The following is a 17,168-nucleotide window of genomic DNA, read 5'->3' on the forward strand; positions in this document are numbered from 1 at the left end:
AGACTCTATTCCAGGAGCCAGCGTTTTACCTATATTTACGCTGTGGCAGCAAATGGGGGGGCAAACGTTAAACCCCGGCAATTACGTGATTAAAATCACACAACACATGAAATATGGATCTCTGGTTTCACTGGTTGTTTATTAAGATCACGGTTCCGTTTACACTTTCTGACACTTTTTGGCACCCGGTTCTCAACAGGTTCAGAACATGACAAACCGCAATCGTATTGGCCTCACCTGGATAAGCTTCTTCTCCTACGCGCTTACCGGCGCGCTGGTGATTGTTACCGGCATGGTAATGGGCGATATCGCAAAAGATTTCCAGATCCCCATCTCCAGCATGAGTAATACCTTCACCTTCCTCAACAGCGGCATCCTGGCGGCGGTTTTCCTGAACGCCTGGCTGATGGTGATTGTGCCACTGAAGCGTCAGCTGATTTTCGGCTTCGTCCTGATGGTACTGGCGATAATCGGGTTGATGACCAGCCGCGATCTGACCGTCTTCTCGCTCTGTATGTTTGTGCTGGGCGTGGTCAGCGGCATTACTATGTCGATCGGCACCTTCCTGATCACCCATATGTATGAAGGCCGCCAGCGCGGTTCGCGCCTGCTGTTTACCGACTCCTTCTTCAGCATGGCGGGCACGCTGTTTCCGGTGCTGGCGGGGATTCTGCTGGCGCGTCAGCTGCCGTGGTACTGGGTCTACGTCTGCATCGGCTTTATCTACGTCGCGATCTTCATCATGACGCTGTTTGTCGAGTTCCCGGTGCTGCGTAAGCCCGAAAACAGCCCGACAGTTGAGAAAGAAAAATGGGGTGTGGGCGTGCTGCTGCTGGCAGTGGCGGCGCTCTGCTACATTCTGGGCCAGCTTGGCTTTATCTCCTGGGTGCCGGAATATGCCACCAAAGTCATGGGCATGAATATTAATGATGCCGGACAACTGGTGGGCAGCTTCTGGACCGCTTATATGGTGGGGATGTGGGCCTTCAGCTTCCTGCTGCGCTTCTTCGATCTGCAACGCATTCTGATGGTACTGGCGGGACTGGCTACCGTACTGATGTACTGGTTCGTCAGCAGCAGCGATGCCAGCATGCTGAAGTGGATCATTATGGTGTTGGGCTTCAGCTCGAGCGCGATTTACACCACCATCATCACGCTCGGTTCGCTGCAGACCAAAGTGGCGTCACCGAAGCTGGTGAACTTTATTCTGACCTGCGGCACCGTCGGCACCATGCTGACCTTCGTGGTGACCGCGCCGATTGTTGAGAAGAGCGGCGTGCACACGGCGCTGGCCACCGCTAACGGCCTCTACGCGGTGGTGTTTGTGATGTGTGTCCTGCTGGGGCTGGTCACTAAACATCGCTCGCACGGTCACGTTACGCATTAATCATGCAGGGCGGCGATAGATCGCCGCCCTGCTTTAACGCCGGAAGTCTATCCGCTCCCGCTCCCGCCAGTAAATCTCGCTTTCTGCGGGCTTTGTCTCTGCCACCACAATGCCGCGACGCAGTGAGTAGCGCACCGGAACCTGTCTTCTTACTGCATCAAAACCACTCTCTGCCGGCAGAATAATCAGGCTGGCATCGTTGCCGGTCTGAATGCCATAGCCTGACAGCTGCAGCGTCTTCGCGCTGTTATGCGTAATCAGATCCAGACCCGCATCAATCTGCTCATAGCCCATCAACTGACAGACGTGTAAGCCCATATGCAGCACCTGCAGCATGCTGGCGGTACCCAGCGGATACCAGGGATCGAACACATCGTCGTGGCCGAAACAGACGTTAATCTCCGCCTCCAGCATCTCTTTCACCCGCGTAATGCCGCGCCGTTTAGGGTAGGTATCAAAGCGGCCCTGCAGGTGAATATTGACCAGCGGATTCGCGACAAAATTAATGCCCGACAGCTTAAGCAGTCGAAACAGTCGTGAGGTATACGCGCCATTGTAAGAGTGCATCGCGGTGGTATGACTGGCCGTCACGCGCGCGCCGTTGCCATCGCGATGCGCCAGCGCCGCCACGGTTTCCACAAAGCGCGACTGTTCATCATCGATCTCATCGCAGTGAACATCGATCAGCCGATCGTAGCGGTTAGCCAGCGCAAAGGTTTTATGCAGCGACTCAACGCCATATTCACGGGTGAATTCGTAATGCGGGATCGCGCCGACCACATCCGCGCCCAGCCGCAATGCCTCCTCCAGCAGCGCTTCACCGTTGGGATAAGAGAGAATACCCTCCTGGGGAAAAGCAACAATCTGGATAGTGATCCACGGCGCCATCTCCGCCTTTAGCTCCAGCATCGCTTTAAGCGCCGTCAGTGACGGGTCAGAAACGTCAACATGGGTACGGACAAACTGAATGCCGTTGGCAATCTGCCACTTCAGCGTCTGCATCGCCCGCCGCTTAACATCTTCATGACTGAGCATGGCTTTGCGTTCAGCCCAGCGCTCAATGCCTTCAAACAGCGTCCCGGACTGGTTCCACGCGGGTTCGCCAGCGGTCTGGGTGGTATCCAGATGAATATGCGGCTCAATAAAAGGCGCGCAGGCTAAGCCACCCTCGCCGTCCAGCGATTCATCCGCCGGTGAAGCGTGCTGCGGCTGGGCTGAGAGCCGGGCAATTTTGCCATCGGCGATGGCGATCTGCCATAACCCATCCCGCCAGGGTAAACGCACGTTATTGATCCACTTAGGTGACATCATTGCCGACTCCTTTTCCGGTTTTGTGTTTTAAAACTAACACGATTCAGGTGACCCGCCGCAAGCCCGAATAATCAGCGGGTTATCCGCACCAGAAAAAATTATTTCAAATCAACCATATACCTCTTAATAGGTATATGGCGTCGTGGTTGATGTATATCAATAAGTGCCAGAAACGGCGCGCTATTGTAGCCGCAGATATCGCAAATTTGAGGCAAAAATGAGCAAGCACAATGTCGTCGTTATCGGTAACGGCATGGTCGGCCACCGCTTCATAGAAGAATTACTAGAGAAAGCGGAACCTGACCAGTTTTCGCTGACCGTCTTTTGTGAAGAACCCCGCGTCGCCTATGATCGTGTCCACCTGTCCGCCTACTTTTCCCATCACACCGCTGAAGAATTGTCGCTGGTTCGTGAAGGCTATTACGACAAACATCAGGTCAATCTGCTGCTGGGTGAACGCGCCATCACCATTAATCGTGATGAGAAACTCATCCACTCCAGTACCGGTCGCGCAGTGCATTACGATACGCTGATTTTTGCCACCGGCTCTTATCCGTGGATCCCGCCAATCAACGGTGCCGAAGGCAGCGACTGCTTTGTCTATCGCACCATCGAAGATCTCAACGCCATCGAAGCCTGTTCGCGCCGCAGCAAACGCGGCGCGGTGATCGGCGGCGGCCTGCTGGGGCTGGAAGCGGCGGGCGCACTGAAAAATCTGGGCATTGAAACCCACGTCATTGAATTTGCGCCGGTGCTGATGGCGGAGCAGTTAGATCAGCAAGGCGGTGAGCAGCTACGTCGCAAGATTGAGCAGATGGGTGTACGGGTCCACACCGGTAAAAACACCCAACAGATTGTGCATCACGAACACGGCGGCAAAACGCTGCAGTTTGCTGATGGCAGCGCGCTGGAGGTCGATTTCATCGTCTTCTCCACCGGCATTCGCCCGCAGGACAAACTGGCGAAACAGTGTGGATTAGCCCTGGGGCCGCGCGGCGGCATCGCCATTGATGACCAGTGCCGGACCAGCGATCCCACCATCTACGCTATCGGTGAGTGCGCTGCCTGGCAGAATCGTGTCTATGGCCTGGTGGCGCCGGGTTACAAAATGGCCCAGGTCGCCAGCGACCATCTGCTGGGCCGCGCCAATGCGTTTACCGGCGCGGACATGAGCGCCAAACTGAAGCTGCTGGGTGTTGATGTTGGCGGCATTGGCGATGCGCGCGGCACCACGCCAGGCGCTCGCAGCGTGGTCTGGCTGGATGAGAGCAAATCGATCTACAAGCGCCTGATTATCAGCGAAGATCAGAAAACCCTGCTGGGTGCCGTACTGGTGGGCGACACCAGCGATTATGGCAACCTGCTGCAGCTGGTGCTGAATGGTATTCCGCTGCCTGCTAATCCGGAAGCGCTGATTCTGCCAGCCGGCAGCGGGGATAAACCGGCCATCGGCGTCGATTCTCTGCCTGATACCGCACAAATCTGCTCCTGCTTTGACGTCAGTAAAGGCGACATCATTAAGGCGGTACAGGGTGGCTGTCATACCGTGGCAGCACTGAAAAGCAGCACCCGTGCCGGCACCGGTTGCGGCGGCTGTATCCCACTGATCACCCAGGTTCTCAATAGTGAACTCAGCCGTCAGGGCATTGAGGTCAATAACCATCTTTGCGCCCACTTCGCATGGTCACGTCAGGAGCTTTATCACCTGATTCAGGTAGAGGAGATTAAAACCTTTGACGAACTGCTGGCCCGCTATGGTCAGGGTTACGGCTGTGAAGTGTGCAAGCCGGTGGTTGGCTCACTGCTCGCCTCCTGCTGGAATGAGTATGTGCTCAAGCCCCAGCACGCGCCGTTACAGGACAGCAACGACCTCTACCTTGGCAACATCCAGAAAGATGGCACCTACTCGGTGATCCCGCGCTCGCCCGGCGGTGAAATCACGCCCCAGGGACTGAAAGTGATTGGCGAGATCGCCGAGCGCTATCAGCTCTACACCAAAATTACCGGCTCTCAGCGCATCGGTCTGTTTGGCGCGCAGAAAGACGATCTGCCCGCTATCTGGTCACAGCTGATCGACGCCGGATTTGAAACCGGCCAGGCCTACGCCAAGGCGCTGCGCATGGCGAAAACCTGCGTTGGCAGCGCCTGGTGCCGTTATGGTGTGGGTGACAGCCTCGGCTTCGGCGTGATGCTGGAGAACCGCTACAAAGGCATCCGTACGCCGCACAAGATGAAGTTTGGCGTCTCTGGCTGCACCCGTGAATGTGCAGAAGCACAGGGCAAAGATGTCGGCATTATCGCGACGGAAAAAGGGTGGAACCTTTACGTCTGCGGCAACGGCGGCATGAAGCCGCGCCATGGCGATCTGCTGGCGGCCGATCTCGATCAGCAGACGCTGATCACCTATCTCGACCGTTTCATGATGTTCTATATCCGCACCGCCGACAAACTGCAGCGCACCTCGCTGTGGCTGGAGAGTCTGGAAGGCGGCATCGACTATCTGCGTAAGGTGATTGTGGATGACAAACTTGGCCTCAACGGCCAGATGGAGCAGCAGCTGGCCGCACTGCGCGCCAGCGTCAGCTGTGAATGGAAAGCGACGCTGGAAGATAAGGATCACCTGACGCGCTTTGCCCACTTTATCAACTCGCCGCAACGCGATCCTGGCGTGCAGCGGGTCGCGGAGCGCGACCAGCACCGCCCGGCACGCGCCGATGAACGCATTGCCGTGACCCTGATTGAGGAGACCGAATCATGAGCCAGTGGAATCCGGTGTGCCCGCTGACGCAGATCCTGCCCGCTACGGGCGTCTGCGCGCTGGTCAAAGGCCAGCAGGTTGCTATCTTCCGTCCCCGCAACGATGAGCAGCTCTATGCCATCAGCAATATCGACCCCTTTGCCGATGCCAGCGTGCTGTCACGCGGCATTATTGCTGAACATCAGGATGCGCTCTGGGTTGCCAGCCCGCTGAAAAAGCAGCGTTTTCGTCTTAGCGATGGCTACTGCATGGAGGATAAAACGCGCTCCGTGGCGGCCTGGCCGGTGCGGGTCAATGCCGGACAGGTTGAAGTCTGCCTGTAACTCTCCCGTCAACAGCCCGCCTCCGCGGGCTTTTTTAAGGACGTCTGATGGACTACTTCCCCTTATTCTGCCGCCTGCAGGGCCGACGCTGCCTGCTGGTCGGCGCAGGTGACGTGGCTGAGCGGAAAGCCCGCCTGCTGCTGGAGGCCGGCGCCGAACTGCTGGTCGGTGCCCTTGATTTCTCCCCCGCCTTCCGGCAATGGGCGCAGCAGGAAACCATCACGCTGCTGCCAGGGGCGTTTGATCAGCACTGGCTCACCGGCTGCTGGCTGGTGGTCGCCGCGACCAGCGATGATGCGGTTAATCAGCAGGTGGCTGAAGCCGCCGAAAAACAGCAGATCTTCTGCAATCTGGTGGATGCGCCGCAGCAGGCCAGCGCCATTATGCCGTCGATTATCGATCGTTCCCCGCTGATGGTCGCCGTCTCTTCCGGTGGACGCGCGCCGGTACTGGCGCGCCTGTTGCGGGAGAAGCTGGAGGCGATGCTGCCGCAACACCTTGGCCAGCTGGCACAGCTGGCAGGCACTTTGCGCGCGCGGGTGAAACAGCAATTCAGCGCTGTCAGTGCCCGCCGCCACTTCTGGGAACGCTTCTTTAACAGCGAGCGGCTGGCCCAGACGCTGGCCAACGGCGACAGTGAACGCGCGGAGCAGATTACCGACCAGCTCTTTAACGCTGACCTTCGCCAACAGGGTGAAGTGGCGCTGGTCGGTGCCGGTCCGGGTGATGCCGGATTACTGACCCTGAAAGGCTTACAGCTGATCCAGCAGGCAGACGTCATCGTCTATGACCGGCTGGTCTCCAATGAGATCCTGAATCTGGTGCGCCGCGATGCCGAGCGCATTTTTGTCGGGAAACGCGCCGGACATCACTGCGTACCGCAGAATGAGATTAACCAGCTGCTCTGCGAACAGGCGCAGCGGGGAAAACGCGTAGTGCGGCTGAAAGGCGGCGATCCCTTTATCTTTGGTCGCGGCGGTGAAGAGCTGGAAGCGCTGGCGCAGCGGCAGATTCCGTTCAGCGTGGTGCCGGGGATCACCGCCGCATCGGGCTGTGCGGCCTACAGCGGTATTCCCCTGACCCACCGCGATCATGCGCAGAGCGTCAGACTGGTTACCGGACATCTGCAGAAAGAGGCCTCGCTCGCCTGGGAGACGCTGGCGGCGGAACAGCAGACGTTGGTCTTTTATATGGGGCTCACGCAGGCCGGAGAGATTCAGCAGCAGTTGATAAAGCACGGTATGCGCAGCGATATGCCGGTGGCGCTGGTGGAAAACGGCACCACTACGCGTCAACGCGTGGTCACCGGGACACTGAGCGAGCTGGAGGCGTTAGCCGGTCAGGTGACCAGTCCCAGCCTGATGATCATCGGCAGCGTGGTAAGTCTGCGTGACAGCCTGCGCTGGTTCTGAGTCCGGCAAATAAAAACGGCGGGCACAATGCCCGCCGTCCTGGTTGTCTGCTCAGCCATTACGGCATCGCGACAAAGCCTACCGCCTGATACACCTTCTTCAGCGTTTCCTGCGCCTGTGCGCGTGCTTTGGCCGCGCCATCACGCATCACCTGCTCCAGCAGTGCTTCATCGTTGCGGAAGCTGTGATAACGCTCCTGCAGCTCAGAGAGCATACCGGACACGGCATCGGCTACTGCGCCTTTCAGGTGGCCATACATCTTGCCTTCGAACTCCTGCTCCAGCTCGGCGATGGTTTTACCGGTCACGCCCGACAGTATATCCAGCAGGTTAGAGACGCCCGCTTTCTCTTTGATGTCGTAGCGCACCACTGGCGGCTCTTCAGAATCGGTGACGGCGCGTTTAATCTTCTTCACGACCGCTTTCGGATCTTCCAGCAGGCCGATCACGTTATTGCGGTTATCGTCAGACTTGGACATCTTCTTCGTCGGTTCCAGCAGCGACATCACGCGCGCGCCAGACTTCGGAATCAACGGCTCTGGTACTTTGAAGATATCGCCGTAGATCGCATTGAAGCGATGCGCGATATCGCGGCTCAGCTCCAGATGCTGCTTCTGATCTTCACCCACCGGCACCTGATGGGTCTGATAGAGCAGAATGTCAGCCGCCATCAGCACCGGATAGTCGAACAGACCGGCGTTAATGTTCTCTTCGTAACGCGCTGATTTATCCTTGAACTGCGTCATGCGGCTCAGTTCACCGAAGTAGGCGTAGCAGTTCAGGATCCAGCTCAGCTGCGTGTGCTCTGGCACATGCGACTGAACGAAGATGGTGCTTTTTTGCGGGTCGATACCACAGGCCAGATAGAGCGCCAGCGTGTCCAGCGTCGCTTTACGCAGTGCAACAGGATCCTGACGCACGGTGATCGCGTGCAGATCAACGATGCAATAAATGCAGTGGAAATCATCCTGCATCTGCACCCACTGACGCAGCGCTCCCATATAGTTGCCAATGGTCAGTTCGCCGGACGGCTGTGCGCCGCTGAAAACGATGGGTTTCATACTTATGTCCTGATATTTACAGCCCCAGAGCGGGCAAAAGTTCGTCGAAAGAGTCGAGGGTTAAATCGGGCTGGCTGGTGGCAATCGGCTCGCCATAGTTATAGCCAAAGGTCATGCCGATATTGGGTACGCCCGCCGCCTGCGCCGCCTGGATATCATTGCGTGAGTCGCCGACAAACAGCAACTCATTCGGCAACACACCAAAGGTGCCCAGCACCATAAAAATTGCCGCAGGATGCGGTTTTTTAACCGGCACATCGTCGCCACCGATAATCAGCGAAAACGCATCAGCAATGCCAAGCGACTCCAGCAGCGGTGCCACAAACGGCGTCGGCTTGTTGGTGACTATCGCCATCGGCAGCCCGGCGGCCTTTAAGGCGGCCAGCGTCTGCTTTACCTGTGGAAACAGCGTACTGCCCGCATCCACGGTATCGGCATAATGTCGGTCAAACAGCGCCCGCGCATCACGCTGCTCTTCCGGCTGCGGCTCACGGCCCAGCGCGAAGGTCAGCGCGCGGGCCATCATGATATCCGCGCCGTTGCCAATCCAGGTTGAGACACGCTCAAGGCCCGCCTGCGGCAGACGGAGGTCGTTCAGCGTGCGGTCTATCGCATCGGCCAGGCCGGGTGCGCTATCCACCAGTGTCCCATCGAGATCAAACGCCAGCGCACGAATATCAGTGAAATGAGCCATTGGCCTTCTCCAGTTCGTTGCGCATATCATCGATCACTTTTTTATAGTCAGGGTGACCGAAGATCGCGGAACCGGCGACAAACATGTCGGCACCGGCGGCAGCGATCTGGCCAATATTGTCGATCTTCACGCCGCCATCCACTTCAAGGCGAATGCTGTAACCGCTCTGATCGATACGCCTGCGCGCTTCACGCAGTTTATCCAGTGTACCAGGAATAAATGACTGACCGCCAAAGCCAGGGTTCACTGACATCAGCAGAATGATATCCAGCTTATCCATGACGTAATCGAGGTAGCTCAGCGGGGTCGCCGGGTTAAACACCAGACCCGCTTTGCAGCCATGCTCTTTGATGATTTGCAGGGTGCGGTCAACGTGTTCGCTGGCTTCGGGATGAAAGGTGATGTAGGTGGCACCCGCTTTGGCGAAATCAGGGATTAGCGCATCTACCGGCTTCACCATCAGATGCACATCGATGGGGGCGGTGATGCCATAGTCGCGCAGTGCTTTCAGCACCATCGGACCCATGGTCAGATTAGGCACGTAGTGGTTGTCCATCACGTCGAAGTGAACCACGTCACCTCCGGCCGCCAGCGCTTTGGCTGTGTCTTCGCCCAGGCGAGCAAAGTCCGCCGAAAGGATTGAAGGGGCCAGCAAATATTGTTTCATCCGATTCTCCCACTGTTGTGCGCCAGCACGCAGGCTGGCGTAATGCGTTGGTCGCGGACGAAACAGACTAGCTATAAAGTGCCAGCAGTTCGTCGACCTTGGTGCGACCCGTTATGCTTCGGCTGATAGAACGCCGGGCTTTGACCACATGTAACTCTGCATCCTGATACCATAAACGCGTCAGTGCAGTGTCGTGGTTAGAAATCAGTACCGGAATCCGGTCCTCCGACGAAGCCAGCTTTGCCGCTAACGCCGCCAGGTTCTCCTGCTCACGCAGGCTGAAGCTGTTGGTGTGATAAGCCGTGAAATTGGCCGTTGCCGACAGCGGCGCATAAGGCGGATCGCAATAGACTACCGAGCCTTTACCGGCATTGGTCAGGGTAACATCGTACGATTCACAGACAAACGTCGCTTTTTGCGCACGCTCGGCAAACCATAACAGTTCTGCTTCCGGAAAGTAGGGTTTGCGATAGCGGCCAAACGGCACGTTGAACTCGCCACGCAGGTTATAGCGACAGAGGCCGTTGTAACAGTGACGGTTCAGATAGAGGAACAACAGCGCGCGCAGGTAGGCGTCGGTGCTGGTGTTAAATTCGGTGCGACGCTGGTAATAACAGATCTCGTTGTTACTTTCCGGCGTAAACAGCAGCTGCGCGTCACGGATGAAATCCGCCGTGCGCGTTTTAACAATGTTATAGAGATTAATCAGGTCACTGTTGATATCAGCCAGATGGTAGCGATCAAATTCAGTGTTCAGAAACACCGAACCCGCGCCAACAAAGGGTTCTACCAGACAGTCGCCTTGCGGCAGATGGCGATGGATCTCTTCTACTAAGGGAAATTTTCCCCCTGCCCATTTCAGGAAAGCGCGATTTTTTTTCATGCTGTCGTGGTTATTACATCTTATTGTGAGGCTGTGGCTGGACCGACAGCAGATCTGCGCTTAAAACGGGGCCAGAAACTGGCCCCACATCCGCTATTGGCTGGCTTCTTTCTTCACCTGGCTTACTGGTTTAACCCACGGGTTCTTCGCACGCACTTCGGCAGGCAGTGAGGCTACCGCGCGTTTGGCATCAGCCGGTGTGGCATAGGAACCACTCACCAGCACGTACCACGACTGACCGTTACGGGTGGTTTTGTAGACGTGATACCCACTCAGATTCTGCTGCTTAGCCCAGGCATTCAGGCTTTCCGCCTTCGATGCACCGCTCAGCTGCAGGGTATAGCTGCCGCCTGGCAATGATTTGCTGGCTGAACTGCTGCCTGCCGCCGCAGTGGCCGGAGCAGAAGGGGCTGGCGTACGTGCTGGCGTGGTATGTGTTTTGCTGTCACGGGTTGCAGGCTTCGAGGCAGTTTTATGCGATGAATCGTGCGCCGGACGGGCAGAAGCGTTTGATTTGTTTGGCGTCTGACGGCCTGCAGGGGCCGTAACCGGATTCGCAGCCGTTCCGGCATTACCGCTGACTGTGGCAGGGGCTGTTGGCAGTGAACTGCCACCCTGCGTGCCCATCGCGGCACTGTCGACCTGCTGCTGCTGATTACTCAGCGCGCTGTTCAGATCGCCCGGCAGCGTGACACGCTGCTGATTTGCTGGCGTCTCAACAGGGGCGGCCTGCGTAGGCGTTGAAGCCACAGGCGGCATTGAGACGTCGCGCTGCGGGTCAGACGCAGCATTACCGCTGGTCGCCGCGTTATTTTCGCTGGTAGCTGGCGTGGTCTGCCCGCCGGTTGGCGTCGTCTGTCCACCCGACATGGAAGAGGAGCCAGCCAGGTCGATGTTCTTCTCACTGCCGGAACCGCCGCCAGCGGCAGGCGTATTGCCCGCAGTAGCAGGTTTTTTCTCATCCGGGCCATTCAGCGCCGAACCAATACCCAGTACCAGTAACAGCAGAACCAGGATCCCGACACCCATCATGATGCGCTGGCGCGAAACCGGTATTTTGGCTGCGGGAGACGACTTACGAGGGCGCGAGGGACGGCGATCGCTGGCGTCAGGTTTTAACTCATCTTCCGGTTTAAACTCATCCATTTTGCCTCCTCCGTAAAGCGGCATTCCGCACTGCGCACCCTGCGCGCCGCGTCACCACTCAACTGCTTAATCTCAGGATTGCTGACAATCATTAATTGCAGCCAGCACCATATCATGTGCCACGCCGCCACGCACTTCAGAGCGGCCAATCGACAGCGGGAGTACCAGCCGCAATTCGCCCGCCAGAACTTTCTTATCGCGCATCATGTGCGGCAGATACATCTCCGCACTCATCGCCTCCGGCCCATGTACCGGCAAACCGGCACGCAGGAACAGAGCAATAATGCGGTCCGTCTCCTGTGCCTGGAACTGCCCCAGGCGTTCAGCCGTGCGTGCCGCCATCACCATGCCCGCTGCAATCGCTTCACCGTGCAGCCAGTTGCCATAGCCCATGTGTGCTTCAATCGCATGACCAAAAGTATGGCCCAGATTCAGCAACGCCCGCTGACCGTTTTCACGTTCATCGGCGGCCACGACTTCGGCTTTCAGTTCACAGCAGCGACGAATGCAGTACGCCAGCGCCTGTTCATCCAGCGCCAGCAGGGCATCAAGATTCTGCTCCAGCCACTGGAAAAACGCACCGTCGAGGATGATGCCGTACTTAATCACTTCCGCCAGACCCGACGCCAGTTCACGCGCGGGCAGCGTCTGCAGACAGGCAGTATCAATCACCACTGACGCGGGTTGATAAAACGCGCCGATCATGTTTTTGCCCAGCGGATGGTTAACGGCCGTTTTGCCGCCAACCGAAGAGTCGACCTGCGACAGTAAGGTGGTCGGTACCTGAATAAAGCGTACGCCACGCTGATAACTGGCCGCAGCAAAACCGGTAAGATCGCCAATGACGCCGCCGCCTAAGGCGATAAGCGTCGTATCACGACCGTGCGGCTTTTGCAGGAGCGCGGTAAAAACCTGATCCATCACGGCCAGCGTCTTATATTGCTCGCCGTCGGGTAAGATCACCTGATCCACTTTTACACCTGCCCCCGTCAGCAGCGCCGTCAGCTGGTCAAGATAAAGCGGAGCCAGCGTCTGGTTTGTCACCACCATGGCGTTTTCGCCCGCGGTTAGCGGCCAAAAAGAAGCCGGATCGTTAAACAGTCCGGCAGCGATAGTGATGGGGTAACTGCGTTCCCCCAGTGAGACGGTGATCTTCTCCATGATGCCCGATACCTGTTAAGGAGCCTTCGAACGTTGGATCAACTTTTTTCCAACATGTGGATAATCTGATTCGCCACCACTTTCGCACTCTGATCATCTGTGCGAATGGTTACATCGGCGATCTCTTCGTAGAGCGGGTTACGTTCGCCAGCCAGCGCTTCGAGCACTTCACGCGGCGGTGAATCCACCTGCAGCAACGGACGTTTTTTGTCACGTTGGGTGCGCGCCAGTTGCTTCTCGATGGTGGTTTCAAGATAAACCACAACACCGCGGGCGGAGAGACGATTACGCGTTTCCCGGGATTTGACGGAACCACCGCCTGTCGCCAGGACGATGCCTTGCTTCTCGGTCAGTTCGTTAATGATTTTTTCTTCGCGATCGCGAAAGCCAGCTTCGCCTTCGACATCAAAAACCCAGCCCACATCCGCTCCGGTGCGTCGCTCAATTTCCTGATCGGAATCGAAGAACTCCATGTTGAGTTGCTGAGCCAACTGACGGCCAATAGTGCTTTTGCCGGCACCCATCGGCCCAACCAGAAAGATATTGCGTTTCTCTGCCATTTTGTCGGTATTACTAAGAATTCGTTAATGATACCCCGCGTTCAGCATTTGCTGGCGGGACAGGAACTGAGACCTCATGAGCGTTAGCAAGAGTCAGATGAAAAATTATCTCAACACTCAAGGCTGTTTGGCAACCGATTATATTGCCTTCAGCACATCCATTTCTGAATTGGCCTGTGTTCGCGAAACTGTAACGCGCCAGCGCTGCGTCTTTACAACGCTGCGTACAGAGGAGTTTTCTGATCTGTTTGCCGGGATTTACCCAGCATAGACGGTTACACCGTATTGAAAATCGCTAAACCTTGTAAGCTAATTCCTCTCCTGCGTCAACGCAGATGGCCTTAAGGGACGCATTTTCCGTTTTATCCAGCCGTAAGCGCTGCTTCCCTGACCAATCGCGGCGTAATGAAGATCACCAGCTCTCTTTTTTTGCGCTGATCAGATTGCTGGCGAAACAACCCGCCAATCAGCGGCACATTTCCCAGTAGCGGCACCTGATTCTGTCCGCGGGTGCGCTGCTGCTGAAAGATACCGCCTAACGCCAGTGTTTGCCCGTCACTGACCGTGACCTGAGTCTCAATTTCCTGTTTATCGATGGATAATATGTCGCTATCGCCGGTTCTGATGCTGCGACCCGGCATATTCTGACTGATATGGATCTTCAGCTGGATGCGGCCATTGCCGGAAATCGTCGGTGTCACCTCCATACCCAGTACCGCTTCTTTAAACTCAATACTGGTGGCACCGCTGTTTCCTGCAGACACCTCATAAGGAATTTCTGTGCCCTGCTTAATCGAAGCGGTCTGCTGATGTGAGGTAAAGAGGCGTGGACTGGCGATGATTTCAATTTGGTTCTCCTGCTCCAGCGCACTTAACTCCAGATCCAGAAGCTGCCCCCCGATGCGCGCCAGCGCCATACCCACGCTGATGCCGGGTGAACTCACCGCCAGCGGAACATCCAGCCGGGGATGATGCAGAATATCAGTTACGGCGGCGTCCCCCGCCTGCAATCCCCACTTCACCCCCAGCTCCTGCAGATGCTCCTCGCTGATAGTGATGATGTGGGCTGACAGTTCAATCTGTTCCAGTGGCAGATCCAGCGCCCGTATCCAGCGCTCCGTCTCTTTCAAAGCCGCCGCACTATCGCGCAGTAACAATGCGTTGGTACGTTTGTCGACCGTCACGCTACCGCGCGGCGTCATCAGCGACTGACGCTCACTCAGCAGGCTGGCATACACCTCGCTGGCGCTGGCATAACGCAATATCACAGCGCGCTGTTGCAAAGGAATCTGCTGCAACTGCGACTGCTGCTCAGCCTCACGTGCCTGCTGCCAGCTTTCCGGATAGACCAGCAGGACATTATCCTGTTCAACCAGCGTCAGCTTTGCCATGCGCGCCACCAGGTTGAGCGCCTGATGCCAGGGCAGGTTATCCAGCCGCAGCGATAACGAACCTTCAACCTCTGGCGCAATCATCAGATTGATCTGCTGATAGTCAGCCAGCGCCTGCAAAATACGCTCTACCGGGGCGTTATCAAAAGTCAGACTGAGAGGCTCCTCATCAGCGGCGTGAACCGGCAGCAGGCAGCTTAGTAGCAGCAGCAGGGTAGCTATCCTTATCATGCGAACGTCCTTTTAAATAAAATACGGTCTGTTGTGCGTTGCAGCTATTCGGCACCGCTAAGGTAAGGCTGCGGCGGGTCATATCCGCCAGTTGCCAGGGTGCGAATGGAAATGGCTTGCCGGTGCGGGCCGTGACGCTCTCTCCCTGCGGGGTCAGCAGCCAGGCATGGAAATGCGCCTCCCGGCCGATGATCCCCTGCAGACGCCAGCCGGTGAGCGGTTCCACTGACGCCTCACAGACGGAACCGGCTACAGGCCGGAACGGATCGCGCGCCAGCACGCCGCCACAGCACAACAGTAAAATCAGCAGACTATGGCGCATCGTCAGGTTCCAGCCAGAGTTGAGCCACCAGGTACTGCGGCTGCGCCAGCAGCTGGAAATGCACCGGAAACGGTGCGGAGGCCTGGGCCAGCTCGGCAAAAAGCGACTGGAACGCCGGCCACTGCAGATGCAGCGTCAGCATGCGTGAGGGGGCGTCCGGCTGCCACTCTTCCAGCTGGCTACGGCGTGCCGCCAGGATCTCTTCCACTGCACGGCCCGATGCAGATGCTGATCTCGCGATCTGCATCGACTGCAGCTGCGCCTGCAACTGTGCATTATCAGGGTTCTGACGCCACTGGTGCTGGCGCAGCTGCAGAGTGCGGGTCAACTGCAACAGCGTCTGCTGTTCAGCAATGAGCGCCTGCTGCTGTGGCCGTAACCACAGGATCCAGGAGAGCAGCAGCAGACCGGATAAGAGCGCGGCGAGCAAGCCATAGCGCGCAATAGCGGCCATCTGCCACCAGCGCTCCCACCATTCACTCACTGTTCACCTCCTGCATCTCTGCCCGCAGTGAAAACCGATAATGGCCATCAGCCTGACGCTTAACCCCGCCCTGCTTCACCAGACCAAACAGGGCCACAGTGGTTAATTGCTGGCGGAACTGTCGGACTGCCGCCATATCCTGTGCCTGCCCCTCCAGTGTCAGACGGTTGTCGCGCTTCTCCAGCCGGGTCAGCCAGGCGGTGTCGGGCAGCAACGCGGGTAAATCGAGCCAGAACTGCTGCCAGGCGGCCAGTTGTGCAGCCTGCTGGCGATGCTTCGCCTGCTGTTTTTGCACGACCGCGAGCTGCTCCAGTAACTGCTTCTGTTGCGCTAACTGCTGCCCCAGGCTTTCCAGCGCCTGCTGCTGCGTCCTGCTCGCCTGCGCCACCTGCTGACGCATCTGCTGGATCCGCCAGGTTTGCTGCATCACCACCAGTAACAGGGCGCCAGTCGCCAGTGACAGCACGACCAGGCTTTGTCGCCGCTGCTGTTGCCGACGGCGCTGCCGCCAGGGCAGCAGATTAACCGCGACCATCACTCATCTCCGTCGCGCAGCGCCAGCCCGGCCGCCAGCGCAAAAGCGCCCGGATTCTCCGGCAAAGGTGGCTGCTTATAACGAAACAGATCAAAAGGGGAAAACGCGCTAACGTCTGCGGGCAACGGCGTCTGCTCTGCGGTACACCAGGCGACAGAACGCGCCCCGGGAAAGGCCTGCCGTTGCAGTGCCTCCAGCGTGGCGGCTTCGCCTGTGTCAGCAGCGGTGTGCGCATCGCTCCAGAGCCAGCGGTTATCCTGCTGCAGAACCAGTACCGCATCGTCCTGCAGCGCTGCCTGCCGGGCTAACCGCTTCAGCGCCTCGGTGGTCAGTTCGAACACCTGCGGTTTTAAACCCGCCTGCAACAGGGGTGCCGCCCACTGGTCGATAATCTCCAGCCGCGCTGCCGTGACGCAGAGCTGACCGCTCTGCGCATCCGGTCGGTAATCCAGCGCCAGCGCAGCGGGCTCCAGCGGAAAGAGACGGCGCGCGGCCGCCTGCACGTAGTGCCCCAGCGCGGGCTCATTCAGCGACTGCGCAGGAAGGGGGAGCTGGCGCTGCAGCACCAGCTGGGCAGGCAATCCGACCCGCAGCGAATAACGGCGTGGTAACCGCTGACGCCAGGTCGTTAAGGCCGCCAGTAATTCAGGCGAAGATTGCAGCACGCCGTTTCTTAACGTATCTTGCGGCAGCCGCTGCTGCCACCAGTGGCGTAGCTGCCAGCCATCACGACGAGGCTGGAGGGCCAGGGCGCAAATCTGCCTATTCTGAATATCCAGCCCAATTTGCCAGGTATGAAAAGCCATACGCGCGATCTCCTTATCGTCCGGGAAAATGGACATA

Annotated in this window: 18 protein-coding genes; 5 read left to right on the forward strand and 13 right to left on the reverse strand. The window is 57.6% G+C overall.

What is annotated here, in order from left to right; all coding sequences use genetic code 11:
• Window positions 1-208 precede the first annotated feature (208 nt).
• The gene (gene tsgA / locus LC417_RS18165) at window positions 209-1,387 is read left to right on the forward strand and encodes an MFS transporter TsgA (protein ID WP_010253099.1); all 1,179 of its coding nucleotides are present in this window, start codon (window positions 209-211) and stop codon (window positions 1,385-1,387) included.
• Window positions 1,388-1,420: 33 nt separating this feature from the next.
• Here the strand turns inward: tsgA and LC417_RS18170 are convergent, their stop codons facing one another.
• On the reverse strand, window positions 1,421-2,698 hold the full coding sequence (locus tag LC417_RS18170) for a cytosine deaminase (RefSeq protein WP_031593898.1): 1,278 nt from the start codon (window positions 2,696-2,698) through the stop codon (window positions 1,421-1,423).
• Between the two features lie 217 nt (window positions 2,699-2,915).
• On the opposite strand from LC417_RS18170, the gene nirB reads away from it, so the two are divergent.
• Genes nirB through cysG form a run of 3 tightly spaced genes read left to right on the forward strand, consistent with a single transcriptional unit; the run spans window position 2,916 to window position 7,191 of the window.
• Window positions 2,916-5,456 carry a nitrite reductase large subunit NirB gene (gene nirB / locus LC417_RS18175; protein ID WP_223566208.1) on the forward strand — a complete coding sequence of 847 codons (2,541 nt, stop codon included), beginning with the start codon at window positions 2,916-2,918 and terminating at the stop codon, window positions 5,454-5,456.
• Window positions 5,453-5,779 carry a nitrite reductase small subunit NirD gene (gene nirD / locus LC417_RS18180; RefSeq protein ID WP_033785680.1) on the forward strand — a complete coding sequence of 109 codons (327 nt, stop codon included), beginning with the start codon at window positions 5,453-5,455 and terminating at the stop codon, window positions 5,777-5,779. The genes nirB and nirD overlap by 4 nt, the downstream gene beginning before the upstream one ends.
• A gap of 47 nt (window positions 5,780-5,826) precedes the next feature.
• Window positions 5,827-7,191: a siroheme synthase CysG gene (gene cysG / locus LC417_RS18185; RefSeq protein WP_223566209.1), complete on the forward strand. Its 1,365-nt coding sequence runs from the start codon at window positions 5,827-5,829 to the stop codon at window positions 7,189-7,191.
• A 58-nt stretch (window positions 7,192-7,249) separates the two neighbouring features.
• Here cysG and trpS read toward each other — a convergent pair whose 3' ends face one another.
• The 7 genes from trpS to aroK form a co-directional block, all read right to left on the reverse strand.
• On the reverse strand, window positions 7,250-8,251 hold the full coding sequence (gene trpS / locus LC417_RS18190; protein ID WP_010253111.1) for a tryptophan--tRNA ligase: 1,002 nt from the start codon (window positions 8,249-8,251) through the stop codon (window positions 7,250-7,252).
• Between the two features lie 16 nt (window positions 8,252-8,267).
• On the reverse strand, window positions 8,268-8,945 hold the full coding sequence (locus tag LC417_RS18195) for a phosphoglycolate phosphatase (protein WP_010253114.1): 678 nt from the start codon (window positions 8,943-8,945) through the stop codon (window positions 8,268-8,270).
• Window positions 8,929-9,612 carry a ribulose-phosphate 3-epimerase gene (rpe, locus tag LC417_RS18200; protein ID WP_010253116.1) on the reverse strand — a complete coding sequence of 228 codons (684 nt, stop codon included), beginning with the start codon at window positions 9,610-9,612 and terminating at the stop codon, window positions 8,929-8,931. Before rpe ends, LC417_RS18195 begins: the two co-directional genes overlap by 17 nt.
• Before the next feature lie 67 nt (window positions 9,613-9,679).
• Complete coding sequence (gene dam, locus LC417_RS18205; protein WP_010671570.1) at window positions 9,680-10,495, reverse strand: adenine-specific DNA-methyltransferase; 816 nt, start codon at window positions 10,493-10,495, stop codon at window positions 9,680-9,682.
• Between the two features lie 93 nt (window positions 10,496-10,588).
• A complete protein-coding gene (locus LC417_RS18210; protein ID WP_022624046.1) occupies window positions 10,589-11,641 on the reverse strand; it encodes an SPOR domain-containing protein in 1,053 nt (350 codons plus the stop codon).
• Window positions 11,642-11,713: 72 nt separating this feature from the next.
• Entirely contained in the window at window positions 11,714-12,802 is a 1,089-nt protein-coding gene (aroB, locus tag LC417_RS18215; protein WP_187492640.1) for a 3-dehydroquinate synthase, read from the reverse strand.
• Window positions 12,803-12,840: 38 nt separating this feature from the next.
• Window positions 12,841-13,362 carry a shikimate kinase AroK gene (gene aroK, locus LC417_RS18220; protein WP_003852989.1) on the reverse strand — a complete coding sequence of 174 codons (522 nt, stop codon included), beginning with the start codon at window positions 13,360-13,362 and terminating at the stop codon, window positions 12,841-12,843.
• 97 nt (window positions 13,363-13,459) lie between these two features.
• Between aroK and LC417_RS18225 the strand changes: the two genes are divergently transcribed.
• Window positions 13,460-13,633: a hypothetical protein gene (locus LC417_RS18225; RefSeq protein ID WP_223265993.1), complete on the forward strand. Its 174-nt coding sequence runs from the start codon at window positions 13,460-13,462 to the stop codon at window positions 13,631-13,633.
• A gap of 91 nt (window positions 13,634-13,724) precedes the next feature.
• On the opposite strand, the gene hofQ is transcribed toward LC417_RS18225, so the two are convergent.
• Genes hofQ through pilM form a run of 5 tightly spaced genes read right to left on the reverse strand, consistent with a single transcriptional unit; the run spans window position 13,725 to window position 17,131 of the window.
• On the reverse strand, window positions 13,725-14,984 hold the full coding sequence (gene hofQ, locus LC417_RS18230; RefSeq protein ID WP_223566210.1) for a DNA uptake porin HofQ: 1,260 nt from the start codon (window positions 14,982-14,984) through the stop codon (window positions 13,725-13,727).
• Window positions 14,923-15,306, reverse strand: a complete 384-nt coding sequence (locus LC417_RS18235) for a DNA utilization family protein (protein WP_191920621.1) — start codon at window positions 15,304-15,306, stop codon at window positions 14,923-14,925. Before LC417_RS18235 ends, hofQ begins: the two co-directional genes overlap by 62 nt.
• On the reverse strand, window positions 15,296-15,790 hold the full coding sequence (locus LC417_RS18240; RefSeq protein ID WP_010253138.1) for a hypothetical protein: 495 nt from the start codon (window positions 15,788-15,790) through the stop codon (window positions 15,296-15,298). The genes LC417_RS18235 and LC417_RS18240 overlap by 11 nt, the downstream gene beginning before the upstream one ends.
• Complete coding sequence (locus LC417_RS18245; protein ID WP_223566211.1) at window positions 15,783-16,325, reverse strand: PilN domain-containing protein; 543 nt, start codon at window positions 16,323-16,325, stop codon at window positions 15,783-15,785. The genes LC417_RS18240 and LC417_RS18245 overlap by 8 nt, the downstream gene beginning before the upstream one ends.
• Window positions 16,325-17,131, reverse strand: coding sequence for a type IV pilus biogenesis protein PilM (pilM, locus tag LC417_RS18250; protein ID WP_033773304.1), 807 nt, complete (start codon window positions 17,129-17,131; stop codon window positions 16,325-16,327). Before pilM ends, LC417_RS18245 begins: the two co-directional genes overlap by 1 nt.
• Window positions 17,132-17,168 lie beyond the last annotated feature (37 nt).

This window comes from Pantoea sp. OVA07A, assembly GCF_019969975.1.
GTDB classification, from domain to species: Bacteria; Pseudomonadota; Gammaproteobacteria; order Enterobacterales; family Enterobacteriaceae; genus Pantoea; species Pantoea agglomerans.